Here is a 19,697-nt window from a genome sequence, read left to right on the forward strand (position 1 = left end):
ACGCCGTATGGATAGCGGGCCGTGCGGCGGAACTACTCCGTCGTCTTGTCGTCGCCGGTATCCTCGACATCCTCGAGGCGAACGAACTGCGTGCCCTTGGCCTTGAGATCGACTAGCGCTTTCGCCACCCCCTCACCCGCCGCATGGGTCGGCTGGTTGATGTGAGAGATGATGACGTCGCCGTCCTTGGCGGAGGCGATGCGTTTTTCGGTGATTGCCGCTCCGAGCAGCGAGCCGCCGTCGCCGTTTACCGAATAACCGGCAATGCGATAGCCCATGGCACGGATCTCGCCGATGGCGGAAAGGTCATATTTGGCGGTCGAGCCCCGGAACCAATGCGGCGCCGGAATGCCGGCCGCGACCATGGCGGCCGCGCCGCCTTCGACTTCCTGCCTGACAGCCTGCGGCGAGCCGGCGGAGGCGATGCCGTAGATCAGCGTCGGCGTGTCAACGGCCGGAATATGGTTCTCGCCATGGTTTTCGAGTTCGAAGAGATCGGGATTCTGCAGGAGGACGGCGACGGCAGCGGGATTGTGCTTCAGCCAGCGGGCGGTAACGAAGATCGTTGCCGGAATGCGTTCCTGCACCAGTGTCGACAGAATGCGCTCGTCCGCTCGCCCCATGCAGGCATCGAAAGTGAGCGCGATGCGGACATGGCCAGCGATATTGGAACGGGCGATATGCAGATGCGGTTCGACGAGTTTTGGCGCTGGAGCCTTCGGGGCCGAACCCACTGCGGCCGGAGCCGGCAGCGCCGACGGTATTTCGTCCGCTGACGCAGGTGATAGGGTAGCCAGAAGGAACGCCGAAGCGAGCAGGATGCGGTTCATATCGTCGATTTCTATGATTCGAGCTGCCTATTTTAGCGATTGCTTTCGTCTGCCGCCATGTGGCCGGATGTCACCGCAGCCGCTGGGACACATGCGCCGGCATCAATCATAGAGATAATACTTGTCCCACTTCTCGCGCGGCACCTTTTCGCCGATCTGATAGTCGAGTTCGCGCACGTTGATATGCTGCGGGCCGGTGATGCAATTGTAGGAGAGATGGTACCAGTCGCCCTTGCTGCGGAAGACCGCACCCGGCGCCTGCAGCGAATTGTCGCCCGGGATCGGATCCTTGAAGGTATAGGCGATCACCTTGTCGGGCTTGAAGCCGGTGCTGTCGCTGTTGATGCGGCTCATCGCCTCGGTGTCGCAGCTCTGTTCCAGGCGGGTCGAAGGATCGAGCTTTTCGAGCTGCTTCTTGATCGCGGGATCGACGGCAAGGGCGGGGCCGGCAAGGCCGACCAGCGACACAAACAGGATCAGACGTTTCGGCATTGCGGACAAAATCCCTTACTGTTCTGCAATTCTCACCCTACCGCCGACAGCTTGCCGGAGGCTTGGCACGTGCAATTTCGCTGAGATAGCGGACTTTCTTAAACAATGTGGTGACATCAAGGCAATGCGGGCAGCGCGTCCTCCTTGTCTGTGGAAGGTCACCCGTACCCTTGGCGCAGCCTTGCCGCTTGATCCGGCGCCGGTGCGCCTCTATCTCTTGCCAACCCGACATTCCCACGGAGCCATTCCTTGTCCGCTTTCAAGAGCCTGCCGACCCCGCCTGCCGCACCGAAGAAACCCGCCTCCGATACGCGCCACGGCATTACCCGCACGGACGATTACGCCTGGCTGCGCGCCGACAACTGGCAAGCGATGTTCAAGGATCCCTCGATCCTCGATCCCGACATCCGCCGGCATCTCGAAGCCGAAAACGCCTATTTGAACGCGGCGATGGAAGACACGAAGCCGCTGCAGAAGGCGCTGTTTTCCGAAATGCGCGGCCGCATCAAGGAGGACGACAGCTCGGTGCCGATGAAGGACGGCGCCTATGCCTACGGCACCTTCTATGTCACAGGCGGCGAGCAGCCGCGCTATTTCCGCATCGCCCGCGATGGCGACGTCGCCGACGAGACGATCCGCACGGTTCTGCTCGACGGAGACAAGGAGGCCGCCGGCAAGGCCTATTTCCGGCTCGCCGGCCTCGACCATACAAGCGACCACAGCCGCGGCATCTGGGGTTATGACGACAAGGGCTCGGAATTCTTCACGCTACAAGTGCGTGACCTCTCAACGGGCGAAGACCTTAGCGACCGGATAGAGAATACCGGCGGCGGCGGTGTCTGGGCGCCCGACGGCAAGAGCTTCTTCTATTCGGCGCTCGACGAGAACCACCGGCCATCGAAGGTGTTCCACCACATTCTTGGCACACCGCAAAGCGAGGATCGATTGGTCTACGAGGAAGAGGATGCCGGCTTCTTCATGGGCGTCGGCGGCTCGCTGCTCGACGACTTCATATATATCGACGTTCACGACCACGAGACCAGCGAATACCGCCTGCTGTCGACCAAGGACCTCTCCGCCGAGCCCAAGCTGGTGGCGGCGCGCGAGGAAGGCATCGAATATTCGCTGACCGAGGGCGGCGATGTCTTCTACATCCTCACCAATGACGACGGCGCCAAGGATTTCAAGATCATGGAAACGCCGGTTGATAAGCCGGGCAAGGAAAACTGGCGGGAAGTCGTGCCGCACAAGCCGGGCACCCTTATCATCAGCCACATGGCCTACGCCCGCCATCTCCTGTGGCTGGAGCGCAAGGACGGGCTGCCGCAGATCATGATCCGCGACCGGGAGACCGGCGAGGAACATGCGATCGCCTTTGCCGAGGAAGCCTATTCGCTGGGGCTCTCGGGAGCTGCGGAATACGATACGGATGTCATCCGTTTCTCCTATTCCTCGATGACGACGCCGTCGCAGCTCTACGACTACAACATGGTGACGCGCGAGCGCAGGCTGCTCAAGACGCAGGAGGTGCCGTCGGGCCACAATCCCGACGATTACGTCACCCGCCGCGTCTTCGCCCCGGCCTGGGATGGCGAGAAGGTGCCGGTCACCCTGCTCTATCGTAGGGATACCGCGCTCGACGGCACAGCACCCTGCCTGCTTTACGGCTATGGCGCCTACGGCATCACCATTCCGGCCGGCTTCAACACCAATTGCCTGTCGCTTGCCGATCGCGGCTTCGTCTATGCCATCGCGCATATCCGCGGCGGCAAGGACAAGGGCTTCTCCTGGTACGAAGACGGCAAGATGAACAAGAAGACCAATACCTTCAAGGACTTCATTGCTGCTGCTGACTATCTGAATCAGGAGAAGTTCACGTCGTACGCGAAGATCATCGCCGAGGGCGGATCGGCCGGCGGCATGCTGATGGGCGCCGTTGCCAACATGGCACCGGAGAAATTTGCCGGCATCATCGCCGCCGTTCCCTTCGTCGACGTGCTCAACACTATGCTTGACGACACCTTGCCGCTCACCCCGCCGGAATGGCCGGAATGGGGCAACCCGATCGACAGCAAGGAAGAGTACGAGCAGATCGCTTCCTACTCGCCCTATGACAATGTCGAAGCAAAGTCCTACCCGCCGATCCTGGCGCTCGGCGGCTTGACGGACCCGCGCGTCACCTATTGGGAGCCGGCCAAATGGGTTGCCAAGCTGCGGGACAAGACGACGGGCGACGCGCCGATCCTGCTCAAGACGAATATGGACGCCGGCCACGGCGGCGCGTCAGGGCGCTTCCAGCGGCTGGAAGAGATTGCGTTCGAGTATGCATTTGCGATCAAGGTGGCGGGCAAGATGTGAACGCTAGACCCGGCTTGGGTCGTGCCGCTGGATGCCCCTCTGCCCTGTCGGCCAGAGGGGCTCTACACAGTGCGCCGTCGAAGGAGAGAGAAATGCCCGTCTATGTCGCCCTACTCCGCGCCGTAAATGTCGGCGGCACCGGCTCCCTCCCTATGGCCGAACTGAAAGCGATCTGCGAAGGCCTCGGCTTTATCGACGTGAAGACCTACATCCAGAACGGCAATGTGCTTTTCCGTTCGGATGAAACGGAAAAGACGGTGGAGGAGCGGCTCGACAAGGCCCTCGGCGAGAAGATGGGCAAGCGGCCCGGGGTGATGGTGCGCAGCCGGAGGGAGCTCGACAAGATCGCCACCGACGCGCCCTTCCCCGATGCCAAGCCGAACTTCCTGCTGGTCTACTTCCTTCCCGAGAAGGCGTCCGGCGATGCGCTGGAAAAGATGGTGGCGCCCGACGGCGAAGAAGCAAAGCTCGCCGGCCGGGAAATTTATGTGCACTATCCCAATGGCTCGGGCCGCTCGAAACTGAAGCTCCCGGCGCTGAAGCCGGGCACGTCCCGCAATCTCAATACCGTGCGCAAGCTCGCTGAAATGGCGGCTGAGATGGAAGGCAGCGGCTGAAGGTCAGCCTTTGGCGGCAGCGCCTTTCGCCCGTTTGGCCTTGTAGCCGCTGATCTCCTCGCCGGCAGTCGGCGAGAAGCGCAGGTTCCAGAAGGTCGCAGTGATCGAGATGAGCGTGACGACGACGAAGGCGGTTGAGAAATCGCCAAGGGCAGGCGTTTCGACACCTGACAAGGCCATGGAGCCGTGCAGCGCTAAGGCCCCGATGCAGATGCCGAGCGACAGCATCAGCTGCTGGAAGGTGGTGTAGAAGCTGGTGGCCGAGCTCATCCGCTCCTTGCTGATCTCATCATAGGCAATGGTGTTATAGGCGGTGAACTGGAACGACAGAAAGAAGGCGCTGAGCATCAGGACGACGAAGATCAGCGGCATCGGCCAATCGGGCCGGAACGCGGCACAGAGGCCGTAGCCGATCGTGCCGAGGATGCCGTTGATGATGAGGCTCCTGCGGAAGCCGAGCCTGCTGAAGACGGCCTTTGCCATCGGCTTCATGGCGAGTGCGCCAAGTGCGGTCGCTATGACGATCTGACCAGCCGCGGCGGCAGAGAGGCCGAAGCCGATCTGGAAGAGCAGCGGCAACAGGAAAGGCTGAGCGCCTTGGGTGATGCGCGTCAGCGAACCGGCGACGACCGATGTGCCGAAGCTCGGCACCTTCATCAGCGAGAAGTCCATGATCGGCGACGGATGCTTGCGGGCATGTTTGAGATAGGCGATGCCGAAGATGAGGCCGAGAGCGATCAGGAAGATCGAGAAAGCGCCCTCGCCTTCATGGCTCGACATTTCGAAGCCGAAGAGCATCGAGCCGAGCGAGATGCCGGAGAGGACGAAGCCGATCGTATCGAAGGGGCCGCTTGCCTTGCCCTTCACCTCGTCGATGTAGATCGAGACGAAGATCATGCCGACGATGCCGATCGGCACGTTGATGTAGAAGATCCAGCGCCAGTCGAGATACGTGACGATAAACCCGCCGAGCGGCGGGCCGACGATCGGGCCGATCAGCGCCGGCACCAGCAGCCAGGACATGGCGCTGACCATGTCCTTGCGGTCGACGCTGCGCATCAGCACGAGACGGCCGACCGGCATCATCATCGCGCCGCCCATGCCTTGCAGCAGCCGCGCCAGCACCAGGAAGGACAGCGTCGGCGCGAGCGCACAGAGGATGGAGCCGGCGACGAAGACTGATATGGCCGCACGGAAAACGGTGCGTGAGCCAAAACTGTCGGCCATCCGGCCGCTTGCGGGAATGAAGATCGCCAGGCTGAGGAGATAGGACGTCAGCGCGATCGACATGGCAGGCGCGCTGACGGCGAAATCGCGCGCCATGGTGGGCAGCGCGGTCGCAAGCACGGTCGCATCGACGTTTTCCATCAGCATCGCACTTGCGACAATCACCGCGATCACCCGGAAATTGGGCGCGGCGCGCCGAACCATCGGCGCCTGGTAAATCTGATCCGACATCGTCCGGAATCACTCGCGGTGGCGCGGCGGAGCACACGAGGCAGCAAGGCCGCGGGGATGACATGGCGCAAGGCCAAGGGGAGACGATTTGCTATACGCCTGCGATCATGGCGGCGCTATGTCCTTTATGGCAAGGCAGCTTTGACGAGAGGTAAAGGCAGATCACGATTCCTTGCATCGGCCTGTTCTTCGTGAAGGTTGTCACTCCCGCGCGAAGGTCTTGCGCGCGACAGAACCGGCTTGCACCGCAGGCATCCCGGCCCTACCTATGAACCATGACCCCTGCCCTGCAGAAAAACCGGCCCGGCGCGGCCTTTCCATTCGACAACAGCTATGTCGGCTTGCCCGAGCGTTTCTTCACGCCCCAATCGCCGACGCCGGTGACCGAGCCGTGGTTGATCAAGCTCAACGAGCCGCTCGCCGCTGAACTCGGGCTCGACGTGGAAGCTTTGCGCCGCGACGGCGCGGCGATCTTTTCCGGCAATCTCGTTCCGGAAGGGGCTCAGCCGCTGGCCATGGCCTATGCCGGGCATCAGTTCGGTGGCTTCTCGCCTGTGCTCGGTGACGGACGGGCGATCCTCCTCGGCGAGGTGGTCGATGCCAAGGGCAAGCGCTTCGACATCCAGTTGAAGGGCGCGGGGCCAACACCTTTTTCGCGCCGCGGCGACGGGCGGGCAGCGCTCGGGCCGGTGCTGCGCGAATATATCATCAGCGAGGCCATGTTTGCGCTTGGCGTTCCCGCGACGCGGGCGCTGGCGGCCGTGACGACGGGCGAGCCGGTCTATCGCGAGGAGGTGCTCCCGGGCGCAGTTTTCACCCGCGTGGCGGCAAGCCATATCAGGGTCGGCACCTTCCAGTTCTTCGCCGCAAGGGGCGATACAGGGGGCGTTCGGGCGCTAGCCGACCATGTGATCGACCGGCATTATCCCACGCTGAAAGAGGCCGACAATCCCTATCTCGCGTTGTTCGATGCGGTCTCAGACCGCCAGGCGGCGCTGATTGCACGCTGGCTGCATGTCGGTTTCATCCATGGCGTCATGAACACAGACAATATGACCGTCTCCGGCGAAACGATCGATTTCGGCCCCTGCGCCTTCATGGATAGCTATGATCCGGCAACCGTGTTCTCGTCGATCGACCAGCATGGCCGCTATGCCTATGCCAACCAGCCCGCCATCGGCCAATGGAACCTTGCAAGGCTCGGCGAAACGCTCTTGCCGCTGATCGACGCTGAGCCGGACAGCGCGGTCGACAAGGCGAATATCGTGATCCGGGCCTATGGCGAACGCTTCCAGGCGCAGTGGCTGGCGGGCATGCGACATAAGATCGGGCTTGCCGGCGAAGAGGACGGCGATCTCGAACTGGTGCAGGCATTGCTGGCCCTGATGCAGGCCCAGGTCGCGGATTTCACGCTGACCTTCCGCCGGCTGTCGGATCTTGCCGGCGACGATACCGCAGAACCTGCTTTTGCGGCGAGTTTCCGCGAGCCGGATGCCTGCCGCGACTGGCTTGTGCGGTGGCGGGAGAGACTGTCACGCGATCCGCAAGCGGCCAGCGAACGCGCCGTCGCCATGCGCCGCGTCAATCCGGCCTTCATCCCACGCAACCACCGGGTCGAACAGGCGATAGATGCAGCAGTGGAGGATGGCGATTTCTCGCTGTTCGAGGCACTGCTGACAGTGCTTTCGAATCCCTACGAGGACCAGCCGGCCTTTGCAGCCTACATGGAGCCGCCGAAGCCGAACGAGCGAGTGCTGCAAACCTTCTGCGGGACCTGACGGTCGACGGCGCCCGTTTCATCGCAGCAGCCCGGCCACGGCGATTCGCTTCCCTCAAGCCCGGCGGCCCAGTCCGACGCATCTGCACCGTGACCGTAGCCTGCGGCAATTGTGGCCGTTGAAAGGCATCTCCTTTGCGCTATCTGCCTGATCGGCGGTGCTTTTCCGCCGATCCCTCACCCCGGCTCACCTTAGCGGGAGACAGCCTTATGGCGATCGTCATCACTTCCATCTTTTTCATCGTCATCGGGCTGGCCCTCGGCGGCGGCGGGCTCTGGCTCGTGACGCTCGGCGGCAGCATCTTTTATCTGTTCGCCGGTCTGATGTTCCTCATCACCGCCGGCTTGCTTTTGATGCGCAAGGCGGTGGCGCTGTGGGTCTATGCGGCGCTTGTCGTCACAGCTCTCGCCTGGGCGATTTGGGAGGTTGGTTTCGACTGGTGGCAGCTCGGCCCGCGCGGCGGCATGATCATCCTGCTCGGGCTCTGGCTGCTGACGCCATGGATCCGCCACCCGCTCGGTCTGCGCAGCCCGACGGGCATCACCTATGGCGCCAACCCGTGGCCGCTCGCCGTGCCCGTCATCCTCGCTATCCTCGTCGCCATCTATTCGATGACGACGGACCCGCACGATCTTGCCGGTGCGTTGCCCACCGATGCGGTTGCCGCCAACCCTGCTTTCGGCGGCAGTGTGCCGGATGGCGAGTGGCACCAATACGGCCGCACGCCCTTCGGGCAGCGCTATTCGCCCCTCGACCAGATCAATGTGCAGAACATCGCCACGCTCAAGGAAGCATGGCGATACCAGACCGGCGACGTCAAACGGCCGGAGGATATCAGCGAGACGACCTACCAGGTGACACCGCTGAAGGTGAAGGACACACTCTATCTCTGCACCCCGCACAACTGGGCAATCGCGCTCGACGCCAAGACCGGCAAGGAAAAATGGAAGTATGACGCCAATTCCGGCATGAACCCGGACCGGCAGCATCAGACCTGCCGCGGCGTCACCTATTATGCCGATCCCGCCGTTGCCGCCGGCCAGCCCTGCGCCGAGCGCGTCTACCTGCCGACATCGGACGCCAGGCTGATTGCGCTCGATGCGACAGACGGGAAGATCTGCACCAGCTTTGCCGACCAGGGCGTGCTGCATCTCGAAACCGGCATGCGCTACAATCCGGCCGGCTATTATTATTCGACCTCGCCGCCGGTCGCGGTGGCGGGCAAGATCATCATCGGCGGCGCGGTGAACGACAACTACTCCACGCAGGAGCAGTCCGGCGTTATCCGCGCCTTCGACATCAATACCGGCGCGCTGCTCTGGAACTGGGATTCCGGCAACCCCGATGTGACGACGCCGATCACCAACGGGCAGACCTATACAACCAATTCGCCGAACAGCTGGTCGGTCTTCAGCGTCGACGAGACGCTCGGCATGGTCTACCTCCCGCTCGGCAACCAGGTGCCCGACCAGCTCGGCATCAACCGCAGCGACAATGTCGAGAAATTCTCCTCGTCAATCGTCGCGCTCGATATCGCCACCGGGCAGCTGCGCTGGGTGCGCCAGACGGTGCATCATGATCTCTGGGACATGGACGTCCCGGCCCAGCCGGCGCTGATCGACCTGACGAAGCCGGACGGCACCGTCGTTCCCGCTCTCGTCGGCGCGACCAAGCAGGGCGATATCTATGTGCTCGACCGGCGCACGGGCGTGCCGATCATCCAGGTCAAGGAAATCCCGGCGCCAGGCGGCGCTGTTACCGGCGATCATACCTCGCCGACGCAGCCGATTTCGGATCTCACCTTCTCGCCTGAGCCGCTGAAGGAGAAGGACATGTGGGGCGTGTCGCTGTTCGACCAGCTTGCTTGCCGCATCGACTTCCACCGTTACTATTACGAGGGCCGCTACACGCCGCCTTCGCTCAAGGGAACGATCGTCTATCCCGGCAATTTCGGCACCTTCAACTGGGGCTCGATCGCGGTGGATCCGGAGCGGCAGATCATGTTCGCCATGCCGACCTACCTCGCCTTCACCTCGCGCCTGGTGCCGGCCGCCGACATTCCGCCGAGAGGCCAGGATGAGAAGGGCAGTGAACAGGGGCTCAACCGCAATGACGGCGCGCCCTATGGCGTCTTCATGGGTCCCTACCTCGGGCTGCTCAAGATCCCCTGCCAGGCGCCGCCATGGGGCTACGTCGCGGGCGTGGATCTGCGCACCGGCAAGATCGCCTATATGCACAAGAACGGCACCGTGCGAGACATGACGCCGCTGCCCCTGCCCTTCAAGGTGGGCGTGCCCGGCATCGGCGGGCCGATGCTGACCAAAGGCGGCGTCGCCTTCCTGGGTGCTGCGGTCGACAACTATCTGCGCGCCTACGACGTGACGAGCGGCCGCCAGCTCTGGCAGGCACGGCTTCCCGCCGGCGGCCAGGCGACGCCAATGACCTATATGGCTGATGACAACAAGCAATATGTCGTCATGGTCGCCGGCGGCCACGGATCGGTCGGCACCAAGCCCGGCGACTACGTGATCGCCTATACGCTGCCTTGATGCCAAAATTCCCTCTCCTCTCCAGGAAGAAGGACGAGCACAAGCTCTAGGCAGGGTTGCAACGCCATGTTCTCTCCGGTATTCGGGGAGAACATTTATGGAAATCTCTAGCAGTATTCGCAATTACTACGGGGTCGGCGGTCTTTTCGACCGGTCGGCCAAATCCACGAATCAGCAGACGACGGAATTTGCCAGCACTGCGCGTGGCGCCGCGCCCGGTCTCGAACCGAGCACCACGCCGCCTTCGATCGCCAATACCATCTGGACTCTGCAAAGCACCGAAGGCCCTTACATCAATCCGCCTTCAGACAAAGAGGCCGCAGCGAGTGCGGCCCATGACTCGCTGGTCGACGAATTCTCCAAATGGGGCAACATGACGCCGGCGGAATATATCCGCGCCCGCTATCTCGATCAGCATGATCTGACCGAAGCCGGCCTGGCCGCCATGCCGGCCGATCAGCGCGCCGCGATCGAGAAGGAAATCGCCGACCAGATCAAGCGCGAGATGGCCGGCATCGAGGATGACGGCACTGAGACGGCCGAGGCCATTCAGGCGGCCTGAGCCAAAAAACCAGGTCAAGATGCGGCGGGAGAGCGCTCTCCGCCGCATTTTCATGATTCAAACCATCTCGACGATCATGCGACCGACCTCGGCAAAGACCGGGTTGAGTTCCTTTACCGGCACGGTCGCCTCGCCGATATAGACGGCGGCGACGATCGGGCCGCGATCCGGCGGCCAGATCACCGCGATATTGCCGAGAGAGCCGTTGGGGCCGGTGCCGGTCTTGTCGCCGATCTTCCAATCCTGGGGCAGGCCGGCCCTCAGCCGCTCCTTGCCTGTCGTGCTTGCCACTAGCCAGGCGATCAGCCTGTCGCAGGAAGCTTCGGTCAGGATCGAGCCAAGCGTCAGATTGCCAAGCGTGTCGAGCATCGCATCCGGTGTCGTCGTGTCGCGCGGATCGTCCTTCCTCCCCTCGTTCAGCGTGGGCTCCGTGCGATCGAGGCGCGTCGTGCCGTCGCCAATCGAGCGCAGCCAGTCGGTTAGCACGGGAGGCCCGCCGAAGCTTTCGAGCAGCAGGTTGGCGGCCGTGTTGTCGCTGACGGTCACCGCCGCTTCGCAGAGCTCGGCAATCGTCATGCCGTCGGCGCCGGCATGTTTTTCACTGAGCGGAGAATAGTCGACGAGCTTGTCCTTGCCGTAGCTGACCCGGCGCTGAAGGTTCTCCTCCCCCTTGTCGACGCGGGCAAGAACGAAGCCTGCGGCTAGCGCCTTGAAGGTGCTGCACATCGGAAAGGCCTCGCTGCCGCGATAATTGAAGGAGATACTCGTCTGGGTATCGAGCACGGAGACGCCGAGACGACCGCCGGTGCGTTTTTCGAGGGCGGCGAGACGGCGCTGGATGTCGTCGTCACCCTCTTCGGCATTCTTCTCGGCCTTCTCCTGGGCATTGGCCGGACGCGTCAGCGCGGGCAGGCCCATCGCAGGCAGGCAAAGTGCCGAGCCTATCAGCAGGCGGCGGGTCAAACTGAGATCCATGAAATCCTCCGGCGGGTGAGAGGACAGAGCTAAAGGGCGATTGCGGCGGCATCTCGTCAGCGCGGCGACCTTTGTCGTCCATGGCGGCCTGACGCTCACGCGGCGATCACGCGGCGCGCGTGACCTCGACCGTCACATGCGACAATTCCTCCAACGCCAAAAGCCTTCCCTTGTAGAAAGCCGCGTCACGCGGCTTGGCGGTGACGATGGCGACGATCGCGGCATGATGGCCGGGGCCGACCTGCCAGACATGCAGGTCGGTGATCCGGTCGTCCCCCGTCTCGATGGCATTGCGGATTTCCCCCGGCAGCGTCTCGCCTTCGGGCACGACATCGAGAAGGACGCCGCCAGAGGATTTCATCAGGCTCCATGACCAGTTGGCGATAATCAGGCCGCCGACAATGCCCATGATGGGATCGAGCCACGACCAGCCATAGAGGCTGCCGAGTGTCAGCGCTGCGATGGCGAGCACGGAGGTGAAGGCATCGGCGATGACGTGCAGATAGGCGGCGCGAATATTGTTGTCGCCGCCTTTTCCATGATGGTCGTGACCGTGATGATGGTGCCCGTGGTGATGGCCGCGCGAATGATCACGCCCGTAATGTGCGTGATCTCCATGCGCTTGATGATGCGCATGGCCGCCTCCGCCGGCCAGCAGCCAGGCGCTGGCAAGATTGACGGCGAGGCCGACGACCGCCACCGCGATCGCCTGGGCAAAACCGATCGGCACGGGATTTGCGAGGCGGAGCACGCTTTCCCAGGCCATCAACAGGGCGATCAAGGCAAGGATAATGGCACTTGCGAAGCCGGCGAGATCGCCAAGCTTGCCGGTGCCGAAGGTGAAGCGTGGATTGTGCGCCTGCTTTCGGGCGAAGAGATAGGCGAGCGCCGAAATCAGGAGAGCGCTGGCATGGGTCGACATGTGCCAGCCATCGGCGACGAGCGCCATGGAGCCGTAGACGGTGCCGGCGGCGATTTCCGCCACCATCATCACGGCCGTCAGCGCGATCACCAGCCAGATGCGCCGCTCGTTGCGCGCGTGGTCGGCGCCGAGGAAAACATGGTCATGTTCCAGCGCGTCCATTGCAGCCTTCTCGATCCCGGCACTCATTGCAGGCTCCTTCTTCAGAGGCATTCAGCGGATATAGGTTCTCAGCACTTCCGATATTTCCTCGACCGCCTCCGCCCTTGCCGCATCATCCTCGGCATTCAGCACATGTTCGCGCAGGTGATCGTCCAGCACCTCACCGGTCAGCCCCGTCAGGGCGCCGCGCACCGATGCGAGGAGCTGCAGGATTTCCCCGCAGGGACGCTCGGCCTCCAGCGCGCGCTTAACCGCTTCCATCTGCCCTTTGAGGCGGCTGACGCGGGCAATGAGCTTCTTCTTCTGCAAGGTGGTGTGGGACATGGCAAGCCTCAATTTAATATAGGGGGGTATACTATCGTCAACATGCCGTCCACTGAAATGGTATGTCTCTCGCTGCCGCTTCAGCATGACGAAAGCCCGTGCTGGCGAAGCATTTGCCGCTGAAGGCTGATACTCGGCGCAATCCGCCATTGACAAAAAACGCATTTGCGACGATTTATGAGCCCATGATCAAAAACGCGCACCAGAGCCGCTCGTATTTTTGGCTGTACCTGTAAAGGGCGGCCGGACAAGATCATATTGTCAACAAGCCGCCGTCAGGCGGCTTTGTTGTATCGGCAGCGTCCTGACGGCAGAATATCAAAGGACGCGAAGACCATGACCGAAATCGAAGACAGCGAAATTTCACTGATGCGCCCGTCGGTGGTGACGATCCGTGCCGCCAAGCCGCGCGACCTGCCCGAACTCAACGAGATGATCGCCCTGCTTGCCGCCCATCACGGCGATCCCTCGGGCACGACGCCGGAGCAATTGGAGCGCGATCTCTTCGGCGCGATGCCCTGGATTCATGCACTCGTTGCCGAGACGAGCGAAGGGCTGATCGGCTACGCCATTCTGGTGCCGCTCTACAGGGCGCAGGAAGGCAAGCGCGGCATGGACCTGCACCATCTCTTCGTGCGCGACGGCCATCGCGGCCACGGCACCGGCCAATTGCTCGTCGATCGGGCGCGGGAGACCGCACGCAACGCCGGCTGCGGCTACCTCTCCGTCAGCGCGGCGACCGGAAACGTGCTGGCACACCGCTTCTACGAACAGCTGGATTTCACCCCGCGTCCGGTTACCGGCATGCGCTACATGCAGTCGATCGGCTGAGACGCATGGGACCAGGATTGTCCGATGCTATCCGTAAACGCTGCGCGTTTTGGACGCCTGCACCTATTTCGCGGAACGTTTCCCTGTCACGGCCTCCGGCTGTCTCTCGTGCGGCGGCCGTGTCGCCCATTGATGGAGAGCAGCCTTGACGAAGGCGAACGCTGCTGCGCGGGCCGGCGCAAGATCCCGCGGATCTTCCTGCGCCTCGGCGAAGCGTGCCTCCATCACCGCCATGGTCTCGACGAACCAGACCGCGAGCAGCGCATTGCGTCCGGCAAGCCGATCGCGCATGCGGGTTATGACGAGGTCAAGCTGCTCGAGGGTCGGTCTTGCGTTCATCGGTCCTGACGGTACGGCGCGTTGCATCGATGGCCGAGAATGAAGCACCACGCTTGCCCGGAGCGGGATCGTCTAGCGACCCGGCACCGCCTTCAGATAGGCTGCAATCGCCTCGCGGTCGGGCGCCGGCAGATGAGTGATATTCTTCTGCACATCGACCATCGAGCCGCCGACGGAATCGAAATCGGGCGTGAAACCTGTTTCGAGGTAGTTCGCGATATCGGCTTCGCTCCAGCTGCCGATGCTCTTTGAAGCCGGGGTGATGTCAGGTATGCGGCCCTTCCCTTCCGGGTTGGGAGCACCGGCGAGCCACATATCGGACTTGAAGCCGCCGAGCGCATCACGCGGCGTATGGCATTCGCCGCAATGACCCGGGCCTTCGACGAGATATTGTCCGCGCTTCACTTTGTCATCGCTCTTTGCCAGAGCCACGCGCGGCTGATCGCTGAAATAGAGAAACGTCCAGCCGCCGAGCGCAAGCCGGATGTTGAAAGGGAACGGCAGTTCGTGCGGCGGCGCGACGTTCGTGCTCTTTGGCAGGGTTTTCAGGAAGGCGAAGAGATCGTTGACGTCCTTGTCGCTCATGCGGGAATAGGAGCCATACGGAAAGGACGGATAAAGGTGCTTGCCGTCAGGGCCGATGCCGCGCTTCATCGCGTTGCCGAACTCGGCAAACGTCCAGGCGCCGATGCCTGCTTTTTCATCCGGCGAAATGTTCGGCACATGGAAGGTGCCGAAAGGGCTCTTCAGCGCGAGGCCGCCTGAAAGCGTCAGCTTGGCGTCACCTTCCGAACCCGGCGCGGCATGACAGCTGACGCAACCGCCGGCCCAGAACACCATCTCGCCGTTTGCCGTATCCGGCGCGCCGAGATTGGCCCAATGGCTCTCCGGCAGCGGATCGGGCGCGGTGACGAGATAGAAGGCGCCACCGCCGAGGACGGCAACGCCGATCAGACAGAGCAGAAACCGGATGAACCTACGGACCATGCGCCGCCTCCCCTTTTGCCGAGATTTTCCTGCGCGGAGCGATTCTGCGACCAGCCCGCACGGGCGGAGAATAAGGTGATCCGCGCCAGCGGCAAGGCCGGCGCGGATCGGGGATGTTTCGCCTGCGCAATTCCGGGGCGCAAAACCGCTGCACGCCTTTGCTGGAATTGCTTTAGATCAGAACGGCCTATCGCTCATTTGCTGAGGCGATAGGCCTTATGACAGCCGCCGCAATTGGCGCCGAGCGTGTTGAGTGTGGCGCCGACGGCCGCGGGGTCGGCCGGAAGCTGGGCGAGCGCGGTTTCGGCATCGCTGGAAAGCTTGGCGGCGTGCGCCTTGAAGTCATCCATGTTTTCCCAGATCTTCGGGCTTGCGCCTTCGTCGTTCGTGTCCGAGCCCGGCTTGAACTGATCGGGGAAAACCTTGGCCGTTGCGGCGATTGTCGTCAGCGCCGTCTTCACTGCCTCGGCGTCATAGGGTTTGGTGCCCTTGGCGATGGCTGCTAAGGCCCCGGCAGAACCGCCGATCTGCTTCATCAGCGCAACGCGTGAATCATGAGTACCGTCAGCGGCGGTCACCGAGCCGACGGCCATGCCGGCCATCGCCACAGCCGCAGCTACTGCTTTCCAGTTCATATTCCTCTCCATTTTTCCTCGACCAAGGCGGCCGCCGGTCAATCTGCACCGGGAGCATGCCAAAATCCATGCGCCGAGATAGTCACGTTTTGCCGTATCAACATAAAAACAATGTGATAAGCCGCGATGACTCAGGCGGTTTTCCAGCCTTGCCAGAGACTGAAAGCGGAAACCGCGATCAGCAGCATCCCGGCGAAGCGGCCTACAAAGGCCGTGACGTCAGGATTTGCGACCAAAAGGTCGCGGCTGCGGCCGGCCGTCATCGCCAGCGTGCCGTAGACGGCGAGCTGGGTGACGACGGTCATGATGCCCATGATCAGGCCCTGCCTCCAGATCGGGCCATACTCCGGTCTCAGGAACTGCGGATAGACGGCAAACATGAAAATATAGGCCTTCGGGTTGACCAGACAGGTGACGGCGCCCTGGCGGAAGGCGCGCCAGCTGGAGCGCGCCGTTCCCGGCCCGACGGCCTCGACGGTGATCGAGCTGCGGACCAGCGAAATGCCGATCCAGATCATGTAGGCGACGCCGGCAAAGAGCAACAGGTTGAAGAGCTGCGGCAGCATGGTGACGAGCACGCCGACGCCGGCCGCGCCATAGGCCGAATGCACGGCGCCGCCGGCCATGATGCCGCCGGTCGCAGCTAGGCCGCGCTTGGTGCCGCCGGTCAGCGAATTGGCGAGCACGAACAGCATGTCCATGCCCGGCACGATGATGATGCCGAAGAGAAGGGTGAAGAAGAGCCAGAGGTTTTCATGGTAGTTCATGTCAGTTATCCGCCGTCGGTTTTATCGGCCTTTCGAGAGACCTTGATTGATTTCAATTCGATAGGCGGATCTATAGGCAAACCCAACTGACAGCGTATTGTCAGGAGCGTTGAGAACGAGGGCAGGAAAATGCGCAAGGCCTCACGGCTTTTCGAGATCATTCAGATCCTTCGGCTGGCAAAAAAGCCGATGACGGCCGCTGTGATAGCAGAGACGCTTGAAGTGACCGTGCGCTCGATCTATCGCGACATCGCAGCGCTTCAGGCGATGCGGGTGCCGATCGAAGGCGGGCGCGGCATCGGCTACATCCTGCGGCCGGGTTTCGATCTGCCGCCGTTGATGTTCTCGATCGAGGAGATGGAGGCGATCGTGCTGTCGCTGGCACTGCTCGAACGAACTGCGGACGAGGAGTTGAAACAGGCCGCACGCCGGGTCAACCAAAAGATTGCTGGCGCGGTGCCGGCTCCGCTGCGCCAGGCGATGGACAACAAGGCGCTTTATGCCTGGGGCACGATCGCGCAGCCGCCTGTTGGATTCGACCTTGCGATCGTGCGGCGCGCAATCCGTGACGAACGCAAACTCATACTCGGCTACCGCGACGAGCTCGGCCGCGCGAGCGAGCGGACGATCCGGCCGATCGCGCTGATCTATTACTCGCAGACCGCCAATATCGTCGCCTGGTGCGAGTTGCGCCAGGCGATCCGCAATTTCCGCAGCGACCGGGTGGAGCGTTGTGCCGCAGCGGAGGATTTCTTCAAGGGCGAAGGCGACAGACTGCGGGAAATCTGGACGAGCGGCTGGACGGAGACGACTGTCCCGGCGTGACGCCGACCACGCGTTGCACGCCTAATAGGGCAGCGTGCGGCTCGCTTCCCGGCCGAAGCCGCGGATTTCGATACGGTCGGCATGAACCTCGACGATCGCGAAGGCGTTTTCGCTCTCGGTGTCGACCACGCCCTTGAAATTGAAGTAGTGGCAGGCGCCCGCCATGCCGTAATTGCCGACATGGTTGTGACCGTTGAGGTAGGCGACGACATTGTCACGCGAGGCCAGCAACTCGACGATGCGTTCGCAGTCCCACATGTCGTGCTCGCTGGGCGGATGCACCGGATAGTGATTCATGACGATCACCTTCTCGCCGGCCGCAGCGGCGCTAGTGATTTCATCGCCAAGCCATGCGAACTGCTCATCGCTCAGCGCGGCATTCCACGGATGAGCGTTCCTCGCGCCCCTAGCCTGCAGTTCCGCCAGCATCTCGGCGGCAAGCGTGCGATGAGGATGGCCTTCAGGCGGCGCGAAGGTGCTGACCTCGTTGCCGTCGAGCACGACGAAACGCCAGCCGTGGCGGGAGAAGCTGTAATAGGGCGACGGCATGCCGAGGCGCGCGGCGACTTCGGAGAGATGGCCTGAAGAGATCGAGAAATCATGGTTTCCAAGCAGAAAGAGCGCCTCGTGGCGCAGTTTCTCATAGACCGGCAGGATATCGTCGAAGCTTGCGAAGCTGCGGTCGATGACATCGCCGAGCGTCATGACAAAGCTTAGCTCCTCGCCATTAAAGACCTCGATCGCCTCGGCAACCTTGGCAAGGCTGTTGGCGTAATAGCGGTCCATGGCCGCATGCGGCGCGATCGCTGCATATTGCGGGTCGGCAATGATGCCGAAACGGAACAGAGGAAGACTGGAAGAAGACATGGAGCGTGATTAGGAGCGGGTGGTGACAGGGATGTGACGGCTTCCGCCGGAAACAAAACACCCGGCGCTTGGAAAGCGCCGGGTGCAGAATTCAAAGAGGCGGATGACATCGCCGCCGTGGCGGCGAGTCTTGTACCGCTTACTTCGTGGCTTCTTCGTAGCGCTCCAGGACGTAGTCCCAGTTGATCAGGCTATCGACGAAGGCTTCGAGATATTTCGGGCGGGCGTTGCGATAGTCGATGTAATAGGAGTGTTCCCAGACGTCGACGCCGAGGATCGGGGTGGCGCCGTGAACGAGCGGGTTTTCGCCGTTCGGGGTCTTGGAGATTTCAAGCTTGCCGTTCTTGACGGAAACCCAGGCCCAGCCGGAACCGAACTGGGTGGCGCCGGCGGTGGCGAAATCGGCCTTGAACTTGTCATAGCCGCCGAGATCGGAGGCGAAGGCTGCTTCGAGCTTGCCGGGCAGCTTGCTTCCGCCGCCGCCCTTCTTCATCCACTTCCAGAAATGGATGTGGTTGTAGTGCTGGGCAGCGTTGTTGAAGAGGCCGGCATTGGTGCCGAACGACTTCTTCACGACGTCTTCGAGCGAGAGATCCGAAAGACCGGCTTCGGCGGCGAGCTTGTTGCCGTTGTCGACATAGGCCTTATGGTGCTTGTCGTGGTGAAACTCCAGCGTTTCCTTCGACATGAAGGGAGCAAGCGCTTCGTAATCATAGGGAAGTTCAGGCAATTCGAAAGCCATGTCAGATCTCCTCTTGGCAATAGATTGCGTCATCGGCGGTGAGGCGGAACATAGGAGGGGAAAGGGGGAGAGGCAACCGGCGAAATATCAAAAAACGACCGGCCGGAGGAAAATTTGCCTCAGTTGCAGGGCTGTAATCGCGCCTGCAAATCACCGAGGATGCTTGCCCCGAAAACCGCTTCGCCGGCGACACCAATCAAGGAAGAACCGATATGAACAGGAATATAATCCGGCTTCTGGCCGCAGCCACGCTTCTTTCCCTCGCAGGTGCGGCGCACGCCTCCTCCGACGCGGCCTGGCAGCAGTTCGCCGCTGATGTGGAAGCCAAATGCAAGAAGGCGGCGGTCACGATCGAAAAGCCTACCGCCACCATCGATCCCTTCGGCTCCACCCACTACGGGCTCGCCCTGCTGACCGGCAAGCCGAAGGGCGCCAAAGGACTGATCGCCCAGATCTGCGTCTACGACAAGCAGAAGAAAACAGTCGAGATCGGCAGCGAATTGGACGGCAAGAAGCTCGGGCTCATGCCGGCAAAATAGGCCGCCACGGCGCCGGCCGGCTTTTGCGCCTTACCCGTGAGGAACCCGAGGCAGCCCTCAAGAGTTTAGAGGCTGGGCCTTACGGCTCAGCTTTTTTTGTGAAAACACAGAACCGCTCTAACTGTTTTATTTTACGCA

At 62.2% G+C, this 19,697-nt stretch carries 20 protein-coding genes; 8 read left to right on the top strand and 12 right to left on the bottom strand.

All coding sequences use genetic code 11. The features are described 5' to 3' along the window. Positions 1-32 precede the first annotated feature (32 nt). Positions 33-830: a polysaccharide deacetylase family protein gene (locus tag EFB14_RS14195; protein WP_126826199.1), complete on the bottom strand. Its 798-nt coding sequence runs from the start codon at positions 828-830 to the stop codon at positions 33-35. Between the two features lie 102 nt (positions 831-932). Then, the gene (locus EFB14_RS14200) at positions 933-1,322 is read right to left on the bottom strand and encodes a DUF930 domain-containing protein (protein WP_125846281.1); all 390 of its coding nucleotides are present in this window, start codon (positions 1,320-1,322) and stop codon (positions 933-935) included. Between the two features lie 249 nt (positions 1,323-1,571). Between EFB14_RS14200 and EFB14_RS14205 the strand changes: the two genes are divergently transcribed. Next, positions 1,572-3,680, top strand: coding sequence for a S9 family peptidase (locus tag EFB14_RS14205; protein ID WP_126826202.1), 2,109 nt, complete (start codon positions 1,572-1,574; stop codon positions 3,678-3,680). A 92-nt stretch (positions 3,681-3,772) separates the two neighbouring features. Beyond that, a complete protein-coding gene (locus EFB14_RS14210; RefSeq protein ID WP_126826205.1) occupies positions 3,773-4,297 on the top strand; it encodes a DUF1697 domain-containing protein in 525 nt (174 codons plus the stop codon). 3 nt (positions 4,298-4,300) lie between these two features. Here EFB14_RS14210 and EFB14_RS14215 read toward each other — a convergent pair whose 3' ends face one another. Further along, positions 4,301-5,755, bottom strand: a complete 1,455-nt coding sequence (locus tag EFB14_RS14215; RefSeq protein WP_126826208.1) for an MFS transporter — start codon at positions 5,753-5,755, stop codon at positions 4,301-4,303. A gap of 275 nt (positions 5,756-6,030) precedes the next feature. Here EFB14_RS14215 and EFB14_RS14220 point away from each other — a divergent pair, with 275 nt between their 5' ends. From EFB14_RS14220 to EFB14_RS14230, 3 genes are all read left to right on the top strand, one after another. Further along, the gene (locus EFB14_RS14220; protein WP_126826210.1) at positions 6,031-7,533 is read left to right on the top strand and encodes a protein adenylyltransferase SelO; all 1,503 of its coding nucleotides are present in this window, start codon (positions 6,031-6,033) and stop codon (positions 7,531-7,533) included. A gap of 209 nt (positions 7,534-7,742) precedes the next feature. Next, complete coding sequence (locus EFB14_RS14225) at positions 7,743-10,082, top strand: glucose/quinate/shikimate family membrane-bound PQQ-dependent dehydrogenase (protein ID WP_126826213.1); 2,340 nt, start codon at positions 7,743-7,745, stop codon at positions 10,080-10,082. Between the two features lie 97 nt (positions 10,083-10,179). Further along, entirely contained in the window at positions 10,180-10,644 is a 465-nt protein-coding gene (locus tag EFB14_RS14230; protein ID WP_126826217.1) for a hypothetical protein, read from the top strand. Positions 10,645-10,701: 57 nt separating this feature from the next. Here EFB14_RS14230 and bla read toward each other — a convergent pair whose 3' ends face one another. From bla to dmeR, 3 genes are all read right to left on the bottom strand, one after another. After that, entirely contained in the window at positions 10,702-11,619 is a 918-nt protein-coding gene (gene bla / locus EFB14_RS14235; protein WP_126826220.1) for a class A beta-lactamase, read from the bottom strand. Between the two features lie 106 nt (positions 11,620-11,725). Further along, the gene (gene dmeF / locus EFB14_RS14240) at positions 11,726-12,730 is read right to left on the bottom strand and encodes a CDF family Co(II)/Ni(II) efflux transporter DmeF (RefSeq protein ID WP_126826223.1); all 1,005 of its coding nucleotides are present in this window, start codon (positions 12,728-12,730) and stop codon (positions 11,726-11,728) included. Between the two features lie 24 nt (positions 12,731-12,754). After that, positions 12,755-13,027, bottom strand: a complete 273-nt coding sequence (gene dmeR, locus EFB14_RS14245) for a Ni(II)/Co(II)-sensing transcriptional repressor DmeR (protein WP_126826226.1) — start codon at positions 13,025-13,027, stop codon at positions 12,755-12,757. Positions 13,028-13,363: 336 nt separating this feature from the next. Here dmeR and EFB14_RS14250 point away from each other — a divergent pair, with 336 nt between their 5' ends. Beyond that, a complete protein-coding gene (locus tag EFB14_RS14250) occupies positions 13,364-13,858 on the top strand; it encodes a GNAT family N-acetyltransferase (protein WP_126826229.1) in 495 nt (164 codons plus the stop codon). 63 nt (positions 13,859-13,921) lie between these two features. Here the strand turns inward: EFB14_RS14250 and EFB14_RS14255 are convergent, their stop codons facing one another. The 4 genes from EFB14_RS14255 to EFB14_RS14270 form a co-directional block, all read right to left on the bottom strand. Then, positions 13,922-14,197 (bottom strand): hypothetical protein, encoded by a 276-nt coding sequence (locus tag EFB14_RS14255; protein WP_125846292.1) that lies wholly within the window; start codon positions 14,195-14,197, stop codon positions 13,922-13,924. A gap of 72 nt (positions 14,198-14,269) precedes the next feature. After that, a complete protein-coding gene (locus tag EFB14_RS14260) occupies positions 14,270-15,184 on the bottom strand; it encodes a cytochrome c (RefSeq protein WP_126826232.1) in 915 nt (304 codons plus the stop codon). A gap of 194 nt (positions 15,185-15,378) precedes the next feature. Continuing rightward, positions 15,379-15,819 carry a c-type cytochrome gene (locus EFB14_RS14265; RefSeq protein ID WP_126826235.1) on the bottom strand — a complete coding sequence of 147 codons (441 nt, stop codon included), beginning with the start codon at positions 15,817-15,819 and terminating at the stop codon, positions 15,379-15,381. Positions 15,820-15,950: 131 nt separating this feature from the next. Further along, complete coding sequence (locus tag EFB14_RS14270) at positions 15,951-16,586, bottom strand: LysE family translocator (protein ID WP_126826238.1); 636 nt, start codon at positions 16,584-16,586, stop codon at positions 15,951-15,953. A gap of 129 nt (positions 16,587-16,715) precedes the next feature. On the opposite strand from EFB14_RS14270, the gene EFB14_RS14275 reads away from it, so the two are divergent. Further along, entirely contained in the window at positions 16,716-17,411 is a 696-nt protein-coding gene (locus EFB14_RS14275; RefSeq protein ID WP_126826241.1) for a helix-turn-helix transcriptional regulator, read from the top strand. 21 nt (positions 17,412-17,432) lie between these two features. On the opposite strand, the gene EFB14_RS14280 is transcribed toward EFB14_RS14275, so the two are convergent. Then, positions 17,433-18,278 carry a metallophosphoesterase gene (locus EFB14_RS14280; RefSeq protein ID WP_126826244.1) on the bottom strand — a complete coding sequence of 282 codons (846 nt, stop codon included), beginning with the start codon at positions 18,276-18,278 and terminating at the stop codon, positions 17,433-17,435. Between the two features lie 139 nt (positions 18,279-18,417). Continuing rightward, positions 18,418-19,020, bottom strand: coding sequence for a superoxide dismutase (locus EFB14_RS14285; protein ID WP_125846298.1), 603 nt, complete (start codon positions 19,018-19,020; stop codon positions 18,418-18,420). A gap of 212 nt (positions 19,021-19,232) precedes the next feature. Between EFB14_RS14285 and EFB14_RS14290 the strand changes: the two genes are divergently transcribed. After that, positions 19,233-19,559: a hypothetical protein gene (locus tag EFB14_RS14290; protein WP_125846299.1), complete on the top strand. Its 327-nt coding sequence runs from the start codon at positions 19,233-19,235 to the stop codon at positions 19,557-19,559. The last annotated feature ends 138 nt before the right edge of the window (positions 19,560-19,697 follow it).

Source organism: Rhizobium fabae, assembly GCF_003985135.1.
Taxonomy (GTDB): Bacteria; Pseudomonadota; Alphaproteobacteria; order Rhizobiales; family Rhizobiaceae; genus Rhizobium; species Rhizobium pisi.